Here is a 17,621-nt window from a genome sequence, read left to right as displayed (position 1 = left end):
AATTACGCTGAGTTATTTTTGTCGAGACGATTAATTGATGTCCCAGATGGTCGGTGTTGGGGGTAGAAAGTAAAAAGCGCCGACAGGCGCTTAAATAGAAACGTTTTAATTCCAAACGGGCTCGCCGTACTCTTCACAGCGTTTTTTATCATAGTATTCAATACGCCCACCTTTACCGACAAACTGCGCCTGCACTACCATTCCTGCATCCACAAACTCTCGGAAATAGTCGCATGACACATAAAAACTGCTGTCCTGAATGACTATAGGTACCCATTCGTAACCGCCGCTACGAGGTAAGTAAGACTTGAATACAATGACCCCGTCATCCGAAACCTCAATCGCTTGGTCATATTCATTAAGTTTGTAGAAACGCTGCCCATCAAGTTCGGCTTTCGCATATTCAATAGTTTCTTGAGTTGCCGTAGAAGTCGGTGTTTGATTCGGCATTGTTTGACAGCCGACGACCGATGTTGCCGCCACCAACAGCAAAGTTAATTTCGTTGTTCTATTCATTATGTCCTAACCACTTTGGATTCATTAGCCACGTTCTCATCTTCTATTTGTTAGAGTTGTATCCGATTGAATAAAAGAAAAAGCGCCTTTCGGCGCTTATTATACATCTCTTATCCAAACGTCTTTGACGTCTTTTTCAAGAAGGTCAATCACACTTTGGTGAATGAAAACTAAGCCAAAATCTTCTTCTAGTTTAAATATTAATCGTTCTTCTAAGGGGATATTTTCTAATTTAGAGAAATCGAACTCTGTTGATTCAATGTCTAGCCAGTTTAACTTGCCGTATTGTTTTTCTTTATCCGTCAATTTATAAGTTTGATGTATGTAAGGCATACGATAATCTTCGTAAACTTTAATTTCATCATCAGATGGCTGGCTTGGAGAACAATCCACGCGAGCGTCTAACCACTCTACTCCGTGTACGACCAGTTTCTCTACTTTTGACGCAATATCACTGATGATAAATAGCTTTGGAGAAAAGGTCATTTCCAAAAGCAAATCTGGCTCTACTGGCACTATTGGCTTAGGGCTTTGTTGGAATGGGAAGTTAGTTAAGCTTTGCTTTGTTAAAATAATATAGTCTTCTTTCATTATTTTTTCCTAAAACTTAGGCGCACGCGTAGATGTATTCTTCTTCATTTTCCTAACTAGAGAAAACCTTGAATCATTACTAATCAAATCATAGATTTCTGGAGCAAAAAATACTGCAGTATCAGCTCCTTCAGCCCTATACACCACCCGTTTATGGAAAGGGACATTTAATATTTTTTCTGGACTTAGAAACAATCGGTGGACGATTAGGTTCCCACTGTTTGGTGATACTTCTATAACGCTTCGTTCAAAGTCGACAACATCTTGAATGTTGTTTAAAGCTAATATGTATCGCTCAGTGATTTCTCCGTCTTTAGTCAATAAGGATGCCGGATAAAACTCAACGCCATAAGGGTCAAAACTCATTACAAGTTCTGCAAGTTCTTTCGAAACACATATGTCGCCATTATCCGATATCGGGTGAACCATGGAGGAAGTTATGTTTTTGTCCTCCCATCTTATTGGATTCTCCGAGCTCGTTGGGTGAAAATTATTTGTACTATATAGAAACTCTCGGTCATCCACACTTTGGAATGCCGATGAACTTCTCATAAAGTCCTCAGAGATTACCGAAAACTCCATCTTATACCTCTTTATTGTTTGGTAATTATCTGGCTTTGCTCTCTTACACTCATCAGGCGATATTTTCCAGGGATATAGCTAAATGCATCTACCGTTTCTTGTTCAGGAACTCGCTTTTTGAGCTTAAAGAGTGATCTAAAGCGCTTTGTGTAATGTGTATGCCGGACGCCTTTTTTAATACAACGCACGCATCCTTTATCACCCTCTTCCATTAGTTTCCCTTTACTTATTAACAAAAGGTCAAAACTTGCTATATCACCGAGGATTTCAATAGAAACATCATCTATTGTATCAATATAGCTTTTAGGTAACGTGTCACAATTGATTGATTTGAGCCTTAAAGCCAATTTTTTAGCAACAACTTTATGGTATCCGAGTGCACCATTAAGTAATTGAACATCTTCTTTAACGGATTCTTCAGTAACTGGATTTGTTGCTAAGCTTTCCAGATCGGCCTCAACTTCTTCGCCAGTTCTATCCTCATAGTGTGCAATTAAGTCACTGTCAATATGCCCAGATTTGTGTAGCGGTACACTATACTGACAAGATATTTCATCTACTGTTGGTAAAATTACCAAGTTTTTCTGATGATTCACATCATATCCTTTCCTCACGATTTGTTGCTGTCTAGCTTCGGACAGCCGAGATAGCGTGTCACAAGATACAACGTGATGGGATGCAACAGATCTTAACTTGAAGTTTAATGGGTGGTGCTTTTTAGCTTTTGAGTCTCTCAAACTCCTGCTTCGCTCCCACTTGCCTTTACCTTCTCTTATTGGCATAGAGCTTACCTTTTAACTATATCTAGCTTTTAATGCGTCTTTACACTGACCGTTCTTCTTCCCTGCAATTCGGCGACAGATTTTGCATCTAACAGGCTTTTTATCTTTGTCCTCATTCGCCTTCGCAGAGTTCTTTCCTGACTGAGCAGACTCACCTGTATTGTGTTTTACTTTTGCTGGATAGGTTTTCTCGCCCTTACCTAAGATGCGAGCAAAAAGCTTATCAAACTCGCCCATCGCTTCTTTTAGTTTGTCGGGTACCATCTTATCGATGATTTTTACCTCATCCGCTAACTTCAAGAAATACGCACCAAGCTCATCTGCACCCATTCTGTTTGCGTATGACGCCAACTCAGTTGCCACTTCAATACAAGGTTTTAAAACATCACTCACAATCTGGCTGGTCTGCTTGGCGTAATCCACCCAATCTAATGTACGCAAGAATTTTTCTGGATCGCCTTTACCCATGCCTCTTAAAACGGCCAGCAAAGTATCCTTTGAAGTTCCTTTCCCGCCTTTTAGGGCAACTTTACACGTGCCCTTAACCGCGCTACCAAATGTAGGAACGCAACCGACAAGAGTAAGTGAAAGTGCTAACCAGTTTTCAGGCTTATCGCGCTCTTCTTCAGTCAACAAAGTCATAATGTTCGCAGATAAATCGCGCACGTCAGCGGCTTGGTCTACAACAGGAATCATCGTCAGCGCCGTATTGGCGATGATCTGCTCAACCGAAGCGTCATCGTTGAAATCACCAAGAATCACGCCCCAAATCCAACTGGCGGCACCAGACATTCGCGTCCAAGCATTTTCCCAGAAACCAACTTCGCCTTTCTTTGTTTCTTCAATGATCAGTTGAGCGTTAGCACTAGGATTAAAGTTCGGATTGGTCTTAGTTGGAACATTCGGCATAAAGTCGCGACTGTCCTCACCGTACTCTATGGCAAACTCACCCGGAGCAACGCCACCGACCGAAGCCTTACCGTTGTTGTCTAATGTTCCTTCAAATATGGCGCCAGATTGATCGGTTAGAGTGTAAGTTGCGCCTTGAACGGGTTCACCGTCTGAGTAAGAGAGGTACAAGTCAACCGTATACGTCCCTTCCTGATCTTCCGTAACAGAAACCGATGGGTTTTGTGCGCCGCCCAAACACATAGTGTTGGCTTTGTTCATAGTCATTTGATCAGACAGGCGACATACGCCCTTGCCTTCAAACTTAACCGTTGGTGAGGCTGAAATGAATTTTGCTTCGGCTTCTATCGTGCCGGATGCGACGCCTTTTTTATCGCCGCCCGCGTCACCGGTACTTTTTGAGAATGTACTGCCTTTAATTGCGACACTGTTGCCACCATCCATAGAGATAGTCGTAGTGCCACCAGCAAGGTCTGCTGATTTAGCATTGTTGCCATAAGGGATAGGAACGATCGGCTTGCCGACCTTCGTTAAACAAACATCCGGGAGCGTTGCATTCGCTTCACCACCTGAGCCTTTATGAACTATCGAAAGTCCATTTGCACCAACTGTTACGCCCATAACCAATCCATTTGAATTTTGTTGATTGAATAATAAAAGAGATCGCATATTGCAATCTCTCTAAATGACTAGTGAATTTCACTAAACCGCTAGTGACATTCACGATAAAGCTTAAAACTGGCAGAAGATCTCATTTCGAGATCTTCTGTTTATCGATACACTTCAAGCAATTGCTGGAACTTTAAATCTATAACGATGTAGGTCGCGGCATACATGATCGCGAAGGTTATCGCACTGATGCCTAAAATCAGTTTGGGTGAAATCACCCTTTTTAACGGTTTCTTGAGGTATTTAGCCTTAAGGTTAACGAGAGAGACTTTCTCTTGCTCTGCCAAACGCTCATCACGTACTAAGCGATAAATGGTATTGCCGATTTCTGCGAGCTTTTCGTTACCGCGTTCTTCACGGCCGTATTTGCCCTGAAAGCCAAGTTGAAGCAGTAAATACAGAAACTCGATAACGTGACGATACTTGCGTGGGTCGGCTTTTAAGCGCTCGAGAATAACGAAGAACTTATCACCGCCAGATGTTTCGTTGTGGAACTCTGACAACAAACTGTTCTGGCTCCAATGGCTGTTCGCGCCCCACTCTTGTCGGCAAACCGATTCATCAATCGCAGCACACAAACAGTATCGGATGACCAAAATGGATGCGCGATCCAATTCCATTTCATTGAGCTTACGTTCACCTTTTCTTATCTCGCGAGCCACTTGTTCACGAAACGGCATTGGGTCATCGAGCCAAGGAATTGAGGACATACAAGACAAACTGGCGATCAACCAAGAGAACTGATCGACCAAAGGGTTGATGCCCATGTTTTCAATGTTTAAGTCTTGTACCGCGATGTTACGAGATAAGTCAGGCGCTGGCATCACCTCCATCGGTTTGCCAGGCTCTGGTTGGAATAAGACTACGGTGACGTCGGTTTCTGCATAACTCATAGACGAACAGCCCATAGTTGCAACGACAAGTTAGCAAAGTCGCCGGCTACGTGAACCGCTATCGCAGCAGTGTTTTTCAGTGCCGCCCACTCTTCGCCTGTCTTATCCAGTTCGAAATAGGTGTAACCCGCATGGTAAGGCAATGCTCGAGGTACAACTGGCATTGGTTTGATCTCGATACCCGGCAGTTGAAGGTTAATCAAGTCACGAATGTTATCGATAGAACCGATCTTCGTTTGGCTAACAAACTGTGTGTGAAGAACATCCAAAGTGACATCGGCTTTAACCGCGAGGATAAACGTCGTGGTGTCAATGATCTTGCTGTCTGGAATCGCTGCCGTTCTAATGCCATAGTTTTGGTCTCTCAGCGTGAGTGGCATTGCACGCTGCTCAGACATCACACTTAATGTCATCTTCGCACTATCAAGTGTTCGCGATAGACAGCTGGTCAAATCGCCGTGGTTGTACTTGGTAAACTCAACTGGTCGACGAGATGCCGAACACAAAGTTGAAAGCTCTCCTTCTGCTTGAAGAAGAATGCGGTAAAACGATTCAGGATGAACCCCTTCTGCACTCGCAAAATGCCAGAATAATGGCTCGTATCGGTTTAAAGCTTGGAGCAGCATGAAATCAGAAACTGAAGATACACCTTGTTGGTCAACGACACCTAAGCGCTGAACGATAGACTCTGCGCGGTGTTTCAGCATAGAGGCAAACTCGGTTGCGAACTTGTTCAATACGGTTGAAGCATGGATATCAATACAAGTCGGAATAAAGCTCTCATCTAAGATGACACTGCCGTCTGGCTTCACTTCTGAGATCTTTAGAATTGGAATCGATGTGTAAGCACTCTTGTCTTCGTGGTCGTACATCAAACAAAAGTTAAGCTTACCGACTACGATGTTTGCCATGTCTTCCGAATCATAGCAAGCGTCGACCGCTTCTTGCGATTCCATCGTGTAACGTGCGCCGTCTTTCTTGGTGCCGAATAGCTCTGAACGTTCAGAAGGTAACGGACAGCAAAGGTAAACCACTTTATCTGCAATCGAAGGATCTACGTCTTTTACTTCTGGCAGTTCAGCGAGCAGTGGCAGATCAAAAGGGGTTCGGTCTTGAAGAATACCTTCAGCGCGAGTAATACCAATTTTACCCAACGCCAGCAGTTGCGAGTTAATCTCTAAACGTTTAATTCCCCAATGTAGAGGCGATGCATTAGAGCTCAACATGCTCGACAGTTTACTTTGTGAACGATCGAGTTGCTGAAAGTGCTGCGGCTTCATGAACATTCCATCTTGCCAAACAACTGGATTGTATAAAGACATGCTTTTATTCCTTAAAAGTAAACTTGTTCAATGCCGCGAGTGTTGTCAGAAATTAACTCACTGCCTTCTAACTTGAGTTTGATGTAGTACTCACTCTTCTCTTCAATCACTTCGACTTTACGCCAAGAAGAGCCGTCAATATCGCGAAACGCTACCGAGAACCCGACGGCACGAGTAGCAGGGTCAAGCTCCAAGAATTCATGGATTTTTTCACCCGGCTGCATTTGGTATTCGTAACGTTTGATGTATTCATCGCCCAGTGACGCTTTATCATTCTCAAACAAGGCAAAGAAATCTAAGCTTCGAAACAATACTGGTGATGTCAGTTCATGCACGCGCAAAATCACCGGAGAGGATTGCCCGCCTTCACGAACGTTAAGAACCGAAGAAGCCTCAATCACCAACTCGATTGAGGACGTTTCAGGTGTAATACCTGTTGATTCTTTAAATTGGTCCCACATGGAACAGCCGGATAGCAAAGCACATCCGAGCAACATCGCAATACTACGCATGGCTTCCCTTAATCGCTTTGGTGTAGTTTTTCTTGATCAAACCTTTCAACGATGTCTCATTCATTTGGCGACGGTTATTAGCATAGAACTCCAGATATTCACCCCACAATTTTGATTTGGTAGTGAACATAGATTTACTTGCGACGTCGTTTGCAAACGTGACAGGGTCATTCGTTTCAGATTGCTCGATCAGCAACTCATTGAGTGCTTTATTAAAAATAATTTGGTGGTCGTTGATTTCATCTAACATCTGTTCGACCAACTCATTAGGAGACAGTAGATTCTGGCTGTTTAGAGTCAGCATCAATTCAGCTAGGTTGGAATCCGCTTCGCTTAAGCCCTGCTCACCTTTAAGTGACTCCACTTCATGAAGGTCTTTTTGCAAGTTGTCGATACACAAACGAAGACAGGTTCCCATTTGTTTAAACAGAAGTGCTTCATTGCTGATCAATTCTGGATTATTGATCCCTAAACCTTCGTAGAACGCTTTGCTAATGTCGGAAGAAAGTGTGCCTTCCTCAGTAGCGATAGATTCATTGCTGACGAAACCCACTTTGGTTTCCGTAACTTTTGATTCTTGCTGAGCAGATTGCGTCGAAGGAATAAAGGCTTGTGTTACCTCCTCCCATTTCTGACCAACAGGTTCTGTTCTTTGCACCGATTGTTGGACTGGTGGTGGAGTTGGTTGTTCAAATTGTTGCGGGCGAGATTGGTGTACTTCAGGTTGTACTTTCTCAGGTTGAGAGACAAACGCTTCAGAGTTATCTACACCATCTGAATTAACAAAATCTTCAGGGATAAAACTGTTTTCTCGACGAGGCTGTGTTTCTGGTTCAACAGATGCATTACTCGTGGCGGTTCCAGCCAACCAATCTTCTGGAATTAGGTTCGGAATATCGAATTCAGAGTGGATGCTGAAGCTATCATCCACAACTTGTCTTGTGTTTTCGATTGGCTTAGTTTGCACGGCCTCAGGCTTTTCGACATCACGGATAAGATGGTCATCTTCACGCTGCATCGAAAACTTAAGATGTGCAATAGGATCATCGCTGTCCACATCGTCCTGTTTCGTTTCCATGAACAGGTCTTCTAACGCGCCGACTTTTTCGTCTTCCTCAACGACAGCCTCACCCAAATTAACTAGCGGATCATTTGAGACACGTTCTGGAGCAATATCGGCAGCAATATCTTGAGCCGCAGAAACGTGCTCTAAAGAAACACCAATTTCGTACTGGCCAAGGGACACTACGTCACCATCAACAATCGAAACTGGTTGGTTTTTAAGGATCTTATTGCCGTTTACCATAGTGCCATTGGTTGACACATCACTGATGTAATATGTGTCACCATAAACACTAATAAGGCAGTGGGTTCCAGAGATAAAACGATTATGGTCAGTTAAAGGCAGTGTACAACTTGGCGCACGCCCTACTGAGCCACCACCTTCGGGCATTTCAATATGCTTAGCGCCCGTGTATTCCTCCGGGCACTTTGAAATGAATAGGACTAGCTGATGTGTTTGCATTGCTAAACCTTAAAATAGTAGGGAAACGGACAGCTCTACTCCACCAATTCCATCATTGACTACTGGAAGAATGTAGGAAGCTTGAGGAATGATCTGGATATGGGCATCTGGGTTGCTACCAAGTTTTATTGCGGTACCAAGAGTAACAACCGCACCAAGTTCAAACTGGTCAATGTCTTCAATGCTTTCGTAACGGTAACCGTCTTGGTCTACTTTCCAACGGTTTGAATACTGTGAATAGCCGAACGAAAGTCCAGCACCGACGTAAGGGGTAAAGATGCTCCAAGAGCTCAAGGCATATTGTGGAACAACACGAAGCTCGTAGTTTGTGACTTCTTGATAAACACCGTTTGAAGGTGCGTCGACATCTTCAGCAAGGTAATTAAGACCCAACCACCAACGCCAACGATTGTTGTTTTCATCGATAGGACGTGTATGAACTAGACCGTATCGCAACGTGTCTACATCACCGCTAGAACCTTCATCATAGTCAATACTTTCGATTGTCAGCATGTTGACTGAGCCGCCATATCGCTCCCCCTTCGCTAAAGCAAAAGTAGAAAATAGACACATGGCTGAGATTAGCCCAACTTGACTTGGTTTTAGCATTTCGTCCCTCTTTGAAAGCCTTGTAATTATATTCAGGGGCGAAAGATATCAAGTCTCTTTGCTTTTTCAATATGGTAAAAAATAGCCCCATTAAATAAGGCAAATCACCTATAAATAAACGCAATATCACTAGCGATATATTCATAAAAACGGTGAGGGTTATTGTGTAAATATAATGAATCTAGCTTAAGTAACTAAATTAGCCAGTTCTTAATTAGAAACACAACCATCACTTAAACAAACAAATGTTAAAGACTTTGATAAGTTTTCACTATTAAAGTATCCTCTAATCAAGGTTGTCTTAATTTTAATAATCTGACATTACTTCAAGTTTTGAACTTTTGTCATAACCACGCTTAATATTAAAAATCTATTAATCTTACTTTTTGTCTCAATTCCTGGAATACACATCACCTAAACTAATGCCAAACAAATCAACATAATCAACAATTTTTGTGAACGAATGTCACACTAAGTTAAATTATATTGATTTAGATATTATTTATTATTCAATTTCTTTCTTTTGCCTATAAAATCCCTCAAAAAAAAGATGATAGCAGTGCATTTATAATCATTTGCCAACTGCTACTTTCCATATAATCAGTTGGAATTGGAAAATATGTTTTTCAGCGACTTCACTAGAAGGCCGATCGATGAAAGTAATCCAAGCGGCTCAAACCCTAATGGCTTAGACGATTTTGACGAAATAAAACGTCAAATAAATAACCTTAACAAAGTAACAGGCAGAGTTTCTTGGAAGACAGTTCAAACGCTGTCCAAAAAGATTCTAAGCACTCAAGGCAAAGACTTTCGTTGCAGCTGCTATTTTACGGTTGCAGCGACCTATAATGACGGTTTAAAAGGCCTAGTTGAAGGTTTGAACTCGTTGCTCGATTTATGCGTGGTGTACTGGTACACCGCTTACCCAGAGCATGCAAAAGCGAATGCCCGTATCAGCGCTATCGAATGGATGGTTGAATACACTGAGAAACGGATTAAAAAGCAACGTGCATTGCCAGAGGAGCTTCCTCTTATCGAAGCAGCACATCAACTGTGCTTACGCATCGAGGAAGAGTTGCGCCTTCACTACGGCATTAAAGCCCCATCTTTTGGTCGTATCCGTCGTATCTTGAATCAGTGGATTGAAGAGATTAAGGAGGCAAAAGCCAAAGAAGTCATGGCGTTAGAGGCGAAGCAACCAAAACCAGAAGTTCAAGCGCCATCAACAGGGATTAAAGTTGAAATCGCCCCTCCACCGAAAGTCGACGCCAAACAACCACCAGCAACGCCGCAGCCCGAGTCACAGAAATCGAGCCGATGGGTACTCTTCTCTGTGGTTGGTTTGTTAACAGCAGCATTGGCTTCTCATTTTATTTACAAGCAGCATCAATACGAAACACTGAAAGATGATATCGAACACGCTTCACTGAGAGAACTGACTGAGATCGTCGGCTCGTTTAGCGTTGAAAACAAAGATCACCGACTTTCTTTACGCTCAGCGACTGTAGAACGCCTTGATACATTGATGACCGACTGGACACTCGATCCAGTGAAGGTCAGTAAAGTAAACACCATTGATGAACTGACTAATGAGCTGACAGAAATCTACCCAGACTCGTCATCTGCTCAGCAACTTCGAGAGAATTTTTTAGACCAACGTTCTCGTTTCGAAAATGAATTCGATGTCATATACAAACGGTTTGCCTATGCTAGGACGGTATTTGCCAATGTCGCTAAACAGAATTCAGATAAAGACTCGAAGAAAGCGTATGAATACAGTAATTCACTATTTCCACTTCTAGGTCGAATTGAGTACGCAGAAAAGAACACGCAGCAAAAGGAAATTGAGCGCTCCCTCCTTTTACTGAACACCTACCTATATAAAATTAATCAGCTAAAAACTGCGTCAAACGACAATAAATAACAATACAAGTAAAAGAAGTTATAGGCTTATGTTCAAACAAAAAATACTGAGAAACCCGATCGTGGTTTCTACCATAGTGGCTCTGGTTTTAGCCGCGATATTTGCAGCAGTATATTTATTCTTACTCGAAGATGCAGATAAGCTTTATCTATGGGTTGGTCTCGGAGTCATTGCCACCTTTTATCTTATATTCCAGTTTTCACTATGGCTTAAGAAAAAGAACAACTCAAAAGCTCAGCGTCTAGAAACAGAAGAAGAAGCCCTTTCGATGGTTATTCGCCCTCTTCTGTCTAATTCAGGCAAGAAGCCAATCTATCTTATGATTGGTAATAAAGCGTCTGGGCGACGTCAATTCTTGTTTAATTCAAGCGCAATTAAACCAATGGATCGTTCTCGCACTGCAAAAAACGATTTCTTTGAATGGTATGAATCGGATAGCGCGGTTTACGTCAAGCCAGATCAACGTCTCGTGTTCCAAGAGGTGTCAAGCAGCGATGCGTCATTGTGGAATACCTTTGTCGATGAAGTGATTCGTCACCGTCCGAGAAAGCCATTTTCAGGTTGCCTGTTCTTTACCGACTTTGAGTTCATGATTGTTTCTGAGCCTGAGCAAAAAGATTACACCATCACGGCCTTATTACAGCGTTTGAGCTCCATCAGTGAAAAAACCTCTTCAGCATTGCCTGTTTACCTGATGATGTCGAAACTCGACAAGTTGGATGGCTTTAAGGAATACGTGCATTTTAGCTCGCTTAAAACGCGTGTAGAGTTCTTGTCTATCCCTTTGAAAGAAGCGAAAGGTGTCATCACAGAGTATTACCGCGATGGTTACCGCAATCTAGTCAAAGTACTTGAAAGCAACGCTTTAGACGCATCAGCAAACTCAACCGATATCGACGAGAAACAAGCAATCCTTGCTTTCCCTAAACAATTTGAGCTTTGCCAAGCGGAAATCAGTTATGTACTTGAACGCCTTTGTGACGCGAACAGCGGCGTTTATTCTCTTGATATCCGAGAGATCTTCTTCTGCTCTAGCTTGCAAGGTGGTCGTAAGTACAACCTGTTAGCAAAAAGCTGCAGCAATTACTTTAATTTGCCGATCATTGCGTCAGAGCATACACAACTGACAGAAACGCCCTACTTCTCTCGTTTCCTGATTGATTCTCAGATTTTGCCAGAGAGCGATTTTGCCGGTGAGAACAAAACGTACCTGCGTTTGATCCAACGTCAAAGCCATTTGGCTATGTTGGCGTCCGTTATCTTATTGGCAGGCGGTACCTATTTCTTCGTTACGACACTAGACAGCAACTTGCGTGTGATTAACCAATTGCTTGGCATTGATGACAAAGGTCAGGTAGAGCAAGAAGCAAGCTTTAACCAGCTATTGGTTAACGCAACACGCGCAATTCAACCGTCATACAGCGCATGGCTAGAAGGCTCTCGTGCCCTAGACGAAGAAGTCTTGCCACTGAACATCAGTCGCCTAGACCAAAGCACGAGACTGGCTTACGAAGCTTTGCTTAAAGAAGTCGCACAACAGCTCATGCCCGTCGTCGAGAGAGGTTACCGTCTCGAGTTGACTCACAATCAACATGATATTGCCGCGACGTTGCCATTGCTAAAAGGCTACTTGATGCTGAATGACCCATCAAAACGTGACATTCAGTTCCTACGTCGCCAAACACTTCAGACTCTCAACGATTTGAGCGATAAGCCAGATGTTGTTAGCCAAGCAATGCGTTACTTAGATGCCTATTTCCGTACTCAATTTGCACCGGTTGATATCAACATGGATATTGTGCGCGCGACTCGTCGCTCATTACTAGCTAACTCCAACGTAGATCTCGTTTACGCAGGTATTTTGAACCAGGCAGATGCCATTGACCTTGGTACGCTCGACCTTCAACGTGCCGTTGGTTTTGAGTTCAACAACGTGTTTAACGAACCGCTAGACGACAATCGACTTGTGATTGATAAAGTTTACACCTCAACAGGTTTTAGTACCTTCTATCGCCCTCGTGTTGATTTGATGTCACAGCAAGTGATCAGCGATAACTGGGTTTTAGGTTTATCAAACCACGTGATTCCAACCAAGCAAGAGCAGGAAGCGTTTAAGACTCAGGTTCGTAAGAAGTACACCGATGACTACATCAACTACTGGCGCAACGCACTGAGTGAGCTAAAAGTTCAGAACTACAGTAATGTGGGTGACTTGACGAACGCTATCGACCTTATTTCAGGTCCATCTTCGCCAATGACGACCGTGCTGAAGCAAGTTTACGCGAACACTCAGTTCTCTCCTGTTGGCGAGAAGAACGCGTTAATCGCTAAAGTGAACCCGAAACTCGCGGAAGCGGCAGACTCGGCATCAGAAGCAGTAGAAGAAGCCGTACAGCCAGATTACTTACTGATGAAGCGCGTTGAACAAGCGTTCCACTTGTTGAACCAACTTCAAGTTAGTGAAACACCGAACTCCCCTACTCCATGGGATGAAACCATTACAGCCTTGAGCCGTGTTCGTACTTACATGAAAGACATCGCGGATGCGCCCGATCCACAAATGGCCGCGTTGGCTGCTGCTCAACACCGCATGAACAGCACAGAAGCGGATCCGCTTATCAAACTTAAGCAGATTGCTCAAAAGTCACCAGAGCCGGTACGCAGCTGGTTGCTTGATGTGGTTCAGCAAAGCTGGTCAGTAATGATTGCGGAATCAGCAAAAGGCATTCAAACCCAATGGTACAGCGAGATTTACACCAAGTTTAAAGAGCTAGGACTTGGTAAATACCCATTTGATCTAAACGCGACAGAAGAAATCTCGATTGAAGACTTCGAATTGTTGTTTGCATCAGGTGGTTTGTTAGACACGTTTATTCAGAAGAACTTCGCACCGTTCTACGATACAAACTTGTGGACACCAAAACAGGTGGATGGCGAAACAATGCCACTTTCACCTGCTCTATTGGTGCAATTGCGCAATTACAACGTTATCCGCGATACGTTGATCAATAAGAGCACAAATCGAGTTTACATCCCGTTCAGTGCGAAAGTATTAGACCTTGATTCCAGTGCTATCAGAGCCAGTCTGAAAATTTCAGATACTGATATCAACTACTATCACGGTCCGAGCCGAATTCGTGAGATGGAGTGGCCGCCGCAGAACGGTGACTTCAACATTAGTATCACGATCCAAGATGTGACAGACGAGGGCAAGCAGCACGTTCTTAATAAGAGTGGTCAGTGGGCGATATACAGATTGCTAGGTGATTCGACCCTGACAAACACTCATAACGGTAGCTTCGTCAGTGACATAAAAGTGTCTGGGAGAGACTTGAGCCTTCGTATCACTCCTTTGACACAGAAAAACCCATTCACTCTAGCCGAGCTGTATAACTTTACACTCCCAGAGTCGATTTAATAACTATATAAAAACCAGAATAGGCAGAACACATGATTTCAAACATGACTTTACAAGGCTTAGACAAGTTAGACCGCAAAATCCTTTCCAGTCTGTTATCAAACGGACGAGAGTCAATTGCGAATCTATCTAGAAACATCGGTTTGTCTCGTACTGCTGTCGCAGAAAGAATCAATAGGTTGGAAAAGACTGGGATCATCAAGGGCTACACTGCCCAGATCCGAGTTGAAAATGAGGGTCGCAAAGCAGCCAGCTATCTGCTGATCTCTTGTGAAAAGGGCAAGAAAAACGAAGTAACGAGTGCCCTTAAAGAGATTCCAGAGGTACGACTGACGAGCGTTGTGGGAGGTAGCTTCGACATTATTGCTCTTATCGAAGCTCCTGACCTTCAGTCTATTCACCACCTATGTAATGAAATTGAATCTTTCAGCGGAATTCAAAAACTCGATACGACGGTTGTACTCCACCAACCAATCAGTCGATAAGTTATTTGGTTCCCGCCGAACGTTCTTTTCAGACTAAAAAGCCGCGAATACATCGCGGCTTTTTTTGTGTTCTTTGTACCTAACGTTTCTTATACATCCGTTTCTTATTCATCCATTTCGGAATCATCGCAAAGCATTAGATACTACCAATCACACGTATTTTAGCGTCTGCTTCGCTAGGGCTACCTAGCCAAAACGTTTGACCTAAATGGTTCCCTTCCCCATTACCCAGTTGGTTATCTGGAATAGAATCAAGGTTAACCGTCAGCTTTAGGTCCCAAGACATCGGGTCACGCAGAATAAAACGCATCAACCCCACTAGCGTCTTGTGCAATTCACCATCGTAGGAGAACTGTTTAAACGTTTCAAAATCAATGTTGTCGATACACAAGTTAAACTTGCCGTTCAAATCCGCAATGCTTTGGCCCAAGTGCAGACTTTGCCCCAACACACAGTTAGCGCGATTGAGTTTGTTACGCTGACTTTCAGCGATTTCTACGCGTCTATAAACCCACTCTTCGATTCGAACATTCGGCAGTGAAAAGTAATGCGAAACAATACCGGATATCAGCTTAGGCGAACGTGTACGCGTCGATAGCTGGTTAACATAAGACAGAATCTTCGCTCGATCCAACTCCGCGACATCACAATCTTGCATCACGCCAGACAGACCAGCCAAATGCAGTATTCTTCCCGAGAACGCGTCGCTCGCGCCACTTTGGTATTGCACGTGATAGCGATACTTCTTCCATACTCGATACAACAAACTGGTATAGCGGTTATGGAAAAAGTCGAAGAAGTCTTTTACTGGGTTATCATCAGGGTCGCGACCTGCAAGCTTCTCAGTATAAGAGGCTGGCAGTGGTGAACTTGAGCCATGTAAGCCCAGGAAGTTAGTCTCAACACGAGAATATTGCTGCCCATTTCTCTCCATATGAGTGATAAAGTCCATATCACTCTTCGGAAAGCACAGATTTGGCGACACACTGAACTCAATGCGTTCCTGATGGAAGTATTTATTCTCACCGACCGCGACAAAATTGGAATTTGGCTCTAGTTGGTAGTGTTTCTCCAGCAGAAGCACCGCTTGGTAGAAGCTAAACTCATTCGACTTATCAGAAAGTGTATTAATCATAGAATCGTCTGCTGTCCGATCAGGCTTGCCCAGTTGTACACTTCGCCAGTGGCTTCATCAAACACTTCCAGTTCAGTAAAAGAGTTCACACTCGAATACAGACGGATGAATTCGTTCAGTACCGTTGCCATAAGGAACATATCGCCTTCATTCACGAAGAACTTAGAGTTAGTCACCAACTTGAATTGGTTACCACGTACAGAAACGCCACGAAAGACGCGGTCAATGGGCTTCATCTCTGACGAAATAATGCCATCAAGTCGATGAATCGACGCGCGGTGGGCTTGTCTATCGACACGAGAATGGAAGTCGTAAGTCGAGAGCAACACTTTCAACACATCGATATTCGCTAAAGACAAATAGTTGAGCGACATGTTGGCAATCAACTGCCATTGAAGCTCACCGTTCACTTGTGGGCTTACCGATTGTGTTGGCTTAGTGATGTTTTTAAACATCGCATACGTTGGCGACTTGTGGGTTGCGTAAGTGATGTCACCCACCGAAAGACGTTCTGCCAAATCCGCGTTGCTGCATTGCAGTTTCATCAATACCGTTTCAGTCCCAAGATCCGCAATGTCGCCATTGTGAGTATGGAATGAGATATAGCGCTCTAACCCTCTTCCGCTTACTCGCTCACCTACTTTGGATTTGTAGAACTCTCGTTTATCACGCTGGTTGATTTGGTGTTCAAACGACTCAAATTCGATTAACGGTTTACGACGACGTTCATCCTTGCTCCAACTCTCCACTTGCTCAATCCCATACACTTCATAGTGTTCTTGAGTATTGCTTTGAGGGCGTACTTTGTATTCATTACGGCGATGCTCTAGGCGAATTGGATCACCGTCTTTCTCGAACAAGTTAACGGCTGGCGTGCAGTGCAATCTTAAGTGCTTATCTTTCAAAACCACTTCAGAAGGTAAAGCACGCTTAAAGTGGAATTTGATTTTGACCGTGCTGCGTTGCGGAATTCCTTTTAACCAGTCTAGACCTTTGATGTCGAAGAACATGAACTTATCTGGCAAAGAGAAGAATTCTTGTAGCAAGCGGTAACCTGCGAAGGAGTTTTTGCTGTAAGGCAGCAACGCTTCGTCTTCTTCATGCCCTACTGGTTTAACGTATTCTGGCCCTAGGCGGTGTTTGTAGCCACCACCTACGTCCAACTCGACGTAATCTAGGTAGCGGAACAACCATAAGAAGACGGTGCGAGTAATATGAATCTCGCCATGCAAGTGTAAGCGCAGCGTATCTAAGCCGATACGAGATAGCTCAAGACCATGTTCCGTTGATAACGTCACATCAATCGCTGAACTGGTGCGGCTGTTGGTTTGTTCGATATTAGTGATCGTGATTGGGTACAGATTCACATCGTAGCAAGTGCGGAACAAACACTGTGTGCCTTCAACTTGTTCACTGGCCATCTCCGCGCCACGTTTCACCACGGTTTTCTCAGTAACACTTCCCGTATGTGGTTTCAGCTCACTGATGCACAAAGACGGAATTGAACGCATGTAATGCGGCCACAGCAAAGTCATCAGAGATTGCGTCAGCTCTGGCAATTCATCGTCAATCTTTTCACGGATACGTCCGGTCAGAAAAGCAAAACCTTCAAGCAGTCGCTCGACGTCTGGATCGAAGGTTCCTTCAGAGAGAAAGTGAGTTAACTTCGGGTGATATTTGGCAAACTCACTACCCGACTCGCGCAAATACGTGAGTTCATCTTGAAAGTATTTACTGTTACTCAAGTGG

At 43.6% G+C, this 17,621-nt stretch carries 15 protein-coding genes; 3 read left to right on the top strand and 12 right to left on the bottom strand.

The window, feature by feature from the left end:
* Nucleotides 1-105 precede the first annotated feature (105 nt).
* From ACLIIY_RS24295 to ACLIIY_RS24250, 10 genes are all read right to left on the bottom strand, one after another.
* Complete coding sequence (locus tag ACLIIY_RS24295) at nt 106-516, bottom strand: hypothetical protein (RefSeq protein WP_285378948.1); 411 nt, start codon at nt 514-516, stop codon at nt 106-108.
* Between the two features lie 99 nt (nt 517-615).
* The gene (locus tag ACLIIY_RS24290; RefSeq protein ID WP_039988838.1) at nt 616-1,107 is read right to left on the bottom strand and encodes a hypothetical protein; all 492 of its coding nucleotides are present in this window, start codon (nt 1,105-1,107) and stop codon (nt 616-618) included.
* 9 nt (nt 1,108-1,116) lie between these two features.
* Nucleotides 1,117-1,689: a hypothetical protein gene (locus ACLIIY_RS24285; protein WP_039988837.1), complete on the bottom strand. Its 573-nt coding sequence runs from the start codon at nt 1,687-1,689 to the stop codon at nt 1,117-1,119.
* Nucleotides 1,690-1,700: 11 nt separating this feature from the next.
* Complete coding sequence (locus tag ACLIIY_RS24280) at nt 1,701-2,471, bottom strand: AHH domain-containing protein (protein ID WP_180826144.1); 771 nt, start codon at nt 2,469-2,471, stop codon at nt 1,701-1,703.
* A gap of 12 nt (nt 2,472-2,483) precedes the next feature.
* Nucleotides 2,484-4,001, bottom strand: a complete 1,518-nt coding sequence (locus ACLIIY_RS24275; protein ID WP_180826143.1) for a PAAR-like domain-containing protein — start codon at nt 3,999-4,001, stop codon at nt 2,484-2,486.
* Between the two features lie 149 nt (nt 4,002-4,150).
* On the bottom strand, nt 4,151-4,942 hold the full coding sequence (gene icmH / locus ACLIIY_RS24270; protein ID WP_005449458.1) for a type IVB secretion system protein IcmH/DotU: 792 nt from the start codon (nt 4,940-4,942) through the stop codon (nt 4,151-4,153).
* Nucleotides 4,939-6,264, bottom strand: coding sequence for a type VI secretion system baseplate subunit TssK (gene tssK / locus ACLIIY_RS24265; RefSeq protein WP_171371461.1), 1,326 nt, complete (start codon nt 6,262-6,264; stop codon nt 4,939-4,941). The genes icmH and tssK overlap by 4 nt, the downstream gene beginning before the upstream one ends.
* Before the next feature lie 11 nt (nt 6,265-6,275).
* On the bottom strand, nt 6,276-6,776 hold the full coding sequence (gene tssJ, locus ACLIIY_RS24260; protein ID WP_020195819.1) for a type VI secretion system lipoprotein TssJ: 501 nt from the start codon (nt 6,774-6,776) through the stop codon (nt 6,276-6,278).
* Entirely contained in the window at nt 6,769-8,301 is a 1,533-nt protein-coding gene (locus ACLIIY_RS24255; protein ID WP_434528667.1) for a type VI secretion system-associated FHA domain protein, read from the bottom strand. The genes tssJ and ACLIIY_RS24255 overlap by 8 nt, the downstream gene beginning before the upstream one ends.
* 9 nt (nt 8,302-8,310) lie before the next feature.
* Nucleotides 8,311-8,910, bottom strand: a complete 600-nt coding sequence (locus tag ACLIIY_RS24250) for a hypothetical protein (protein ID WP_009705248.1) — start codon at nt 8,908-8,910, stop codon at nt 8,311-8,313.
* A 619-nt stretch (nt 8,911-9,529) separates the two neighbouring features.
* Between ACLIIY_RS24250 and ACLIIY_RS24245 the strand changes: the two genes are divergently transcribed.
* The 3 genes from ACLIIY_RS24245 to ACLIIY_RS24235 are packed head-to-tail and all read left to right on the top strand — an operon-like array spanning nt 9,530 to nt 14,737.
* On the top strand, nt 9,530-10,834 hold the full coding sequence (locus ACLIIY_RS24245; protein ID WP_434528666.1) for a type VI secretion system ImpA family N-terminal domain-containing protein: 1,305 nt from the start codon (nt 9,530-9,532) through the stop codon (nt 10,832-10,834).
* A gap of 28 nt (nt 10,835-10,862) precedes the next feature.
* Nucleotides 10,863-14,252, top strand: coding sequence for a type VI secretion system membrane subunit TssM (gene tssM / locus ACLIIY_RS24240; protein ID WP_434528665.1), 3,390 nt, complete (start codon nt 10,863-10,865; stop codon nt 14,250-14,252).
* Nucleotides 14,253-14,284: 32 nt separating this feature from the next.
* Nucleotides 14,285-14,737: an Lrp/AsnC family transcriptional regulator gene (locus ACLIIY_RS24235; RefSeq protein ID WP_009705245.1), complete on the top strand. Its 453-nt coding sequence runs from the start codon at nt 14,285-14,287 to the stop codon at nt 14,735-14,737.
* A gap of 136 nt (nt 14,738-14,873) precedes the next feature.
* Here the strand turns inward: ACLIIY_RS24235 and tssG are convergent, their stop codons facing one another.
* Together tssG and tssF are read right to left on the bottom strand one after the other, a co-directional pair.
* The gene (gene tssG / locus ACLIIY_RS24230) at nt 14,874-15,872 is read right to left on the bottom strand and encodes a type VI secretion system baseplate subunit TssG (RefSeq protein WP_009705244.1); all 999 of its coding nucleotides are present in this window, start codon (nt 15,870-15,872) and stop codon (nt 14,874-14,876) included.
* Nucleotides 15,869-17,617: a type VI secretion system baseplate subunit TssF gene (tssF, locus tag ACLIIY_RS24225; protein WP_434528664.1), complete on the bottom strand. Its 1,749-nt coding sequence runs from the start codon at nt 17,615-17,617 to the stop codon at nt 15,869-15,871. Before tssF ends, tssG begins: the two co-directional genes overlap by 4 nt.
* Between the last annotated feature and the right edge of the window lie 4 nt (nt 17,618-17,621).

The sequence above is a fragment of the Vibrio sp. K4 genome, from assembly GCF_051122595.1.
Lineage (GTDB): Bacteria > Pseudomonadota > Gammaproteobacteria > Enterobacterales > Vibrionaceae > Vibrio > Vibrio owensii.
This window is presented reverse-complemented; position numbering and strand designations above follow the sequence as displayed.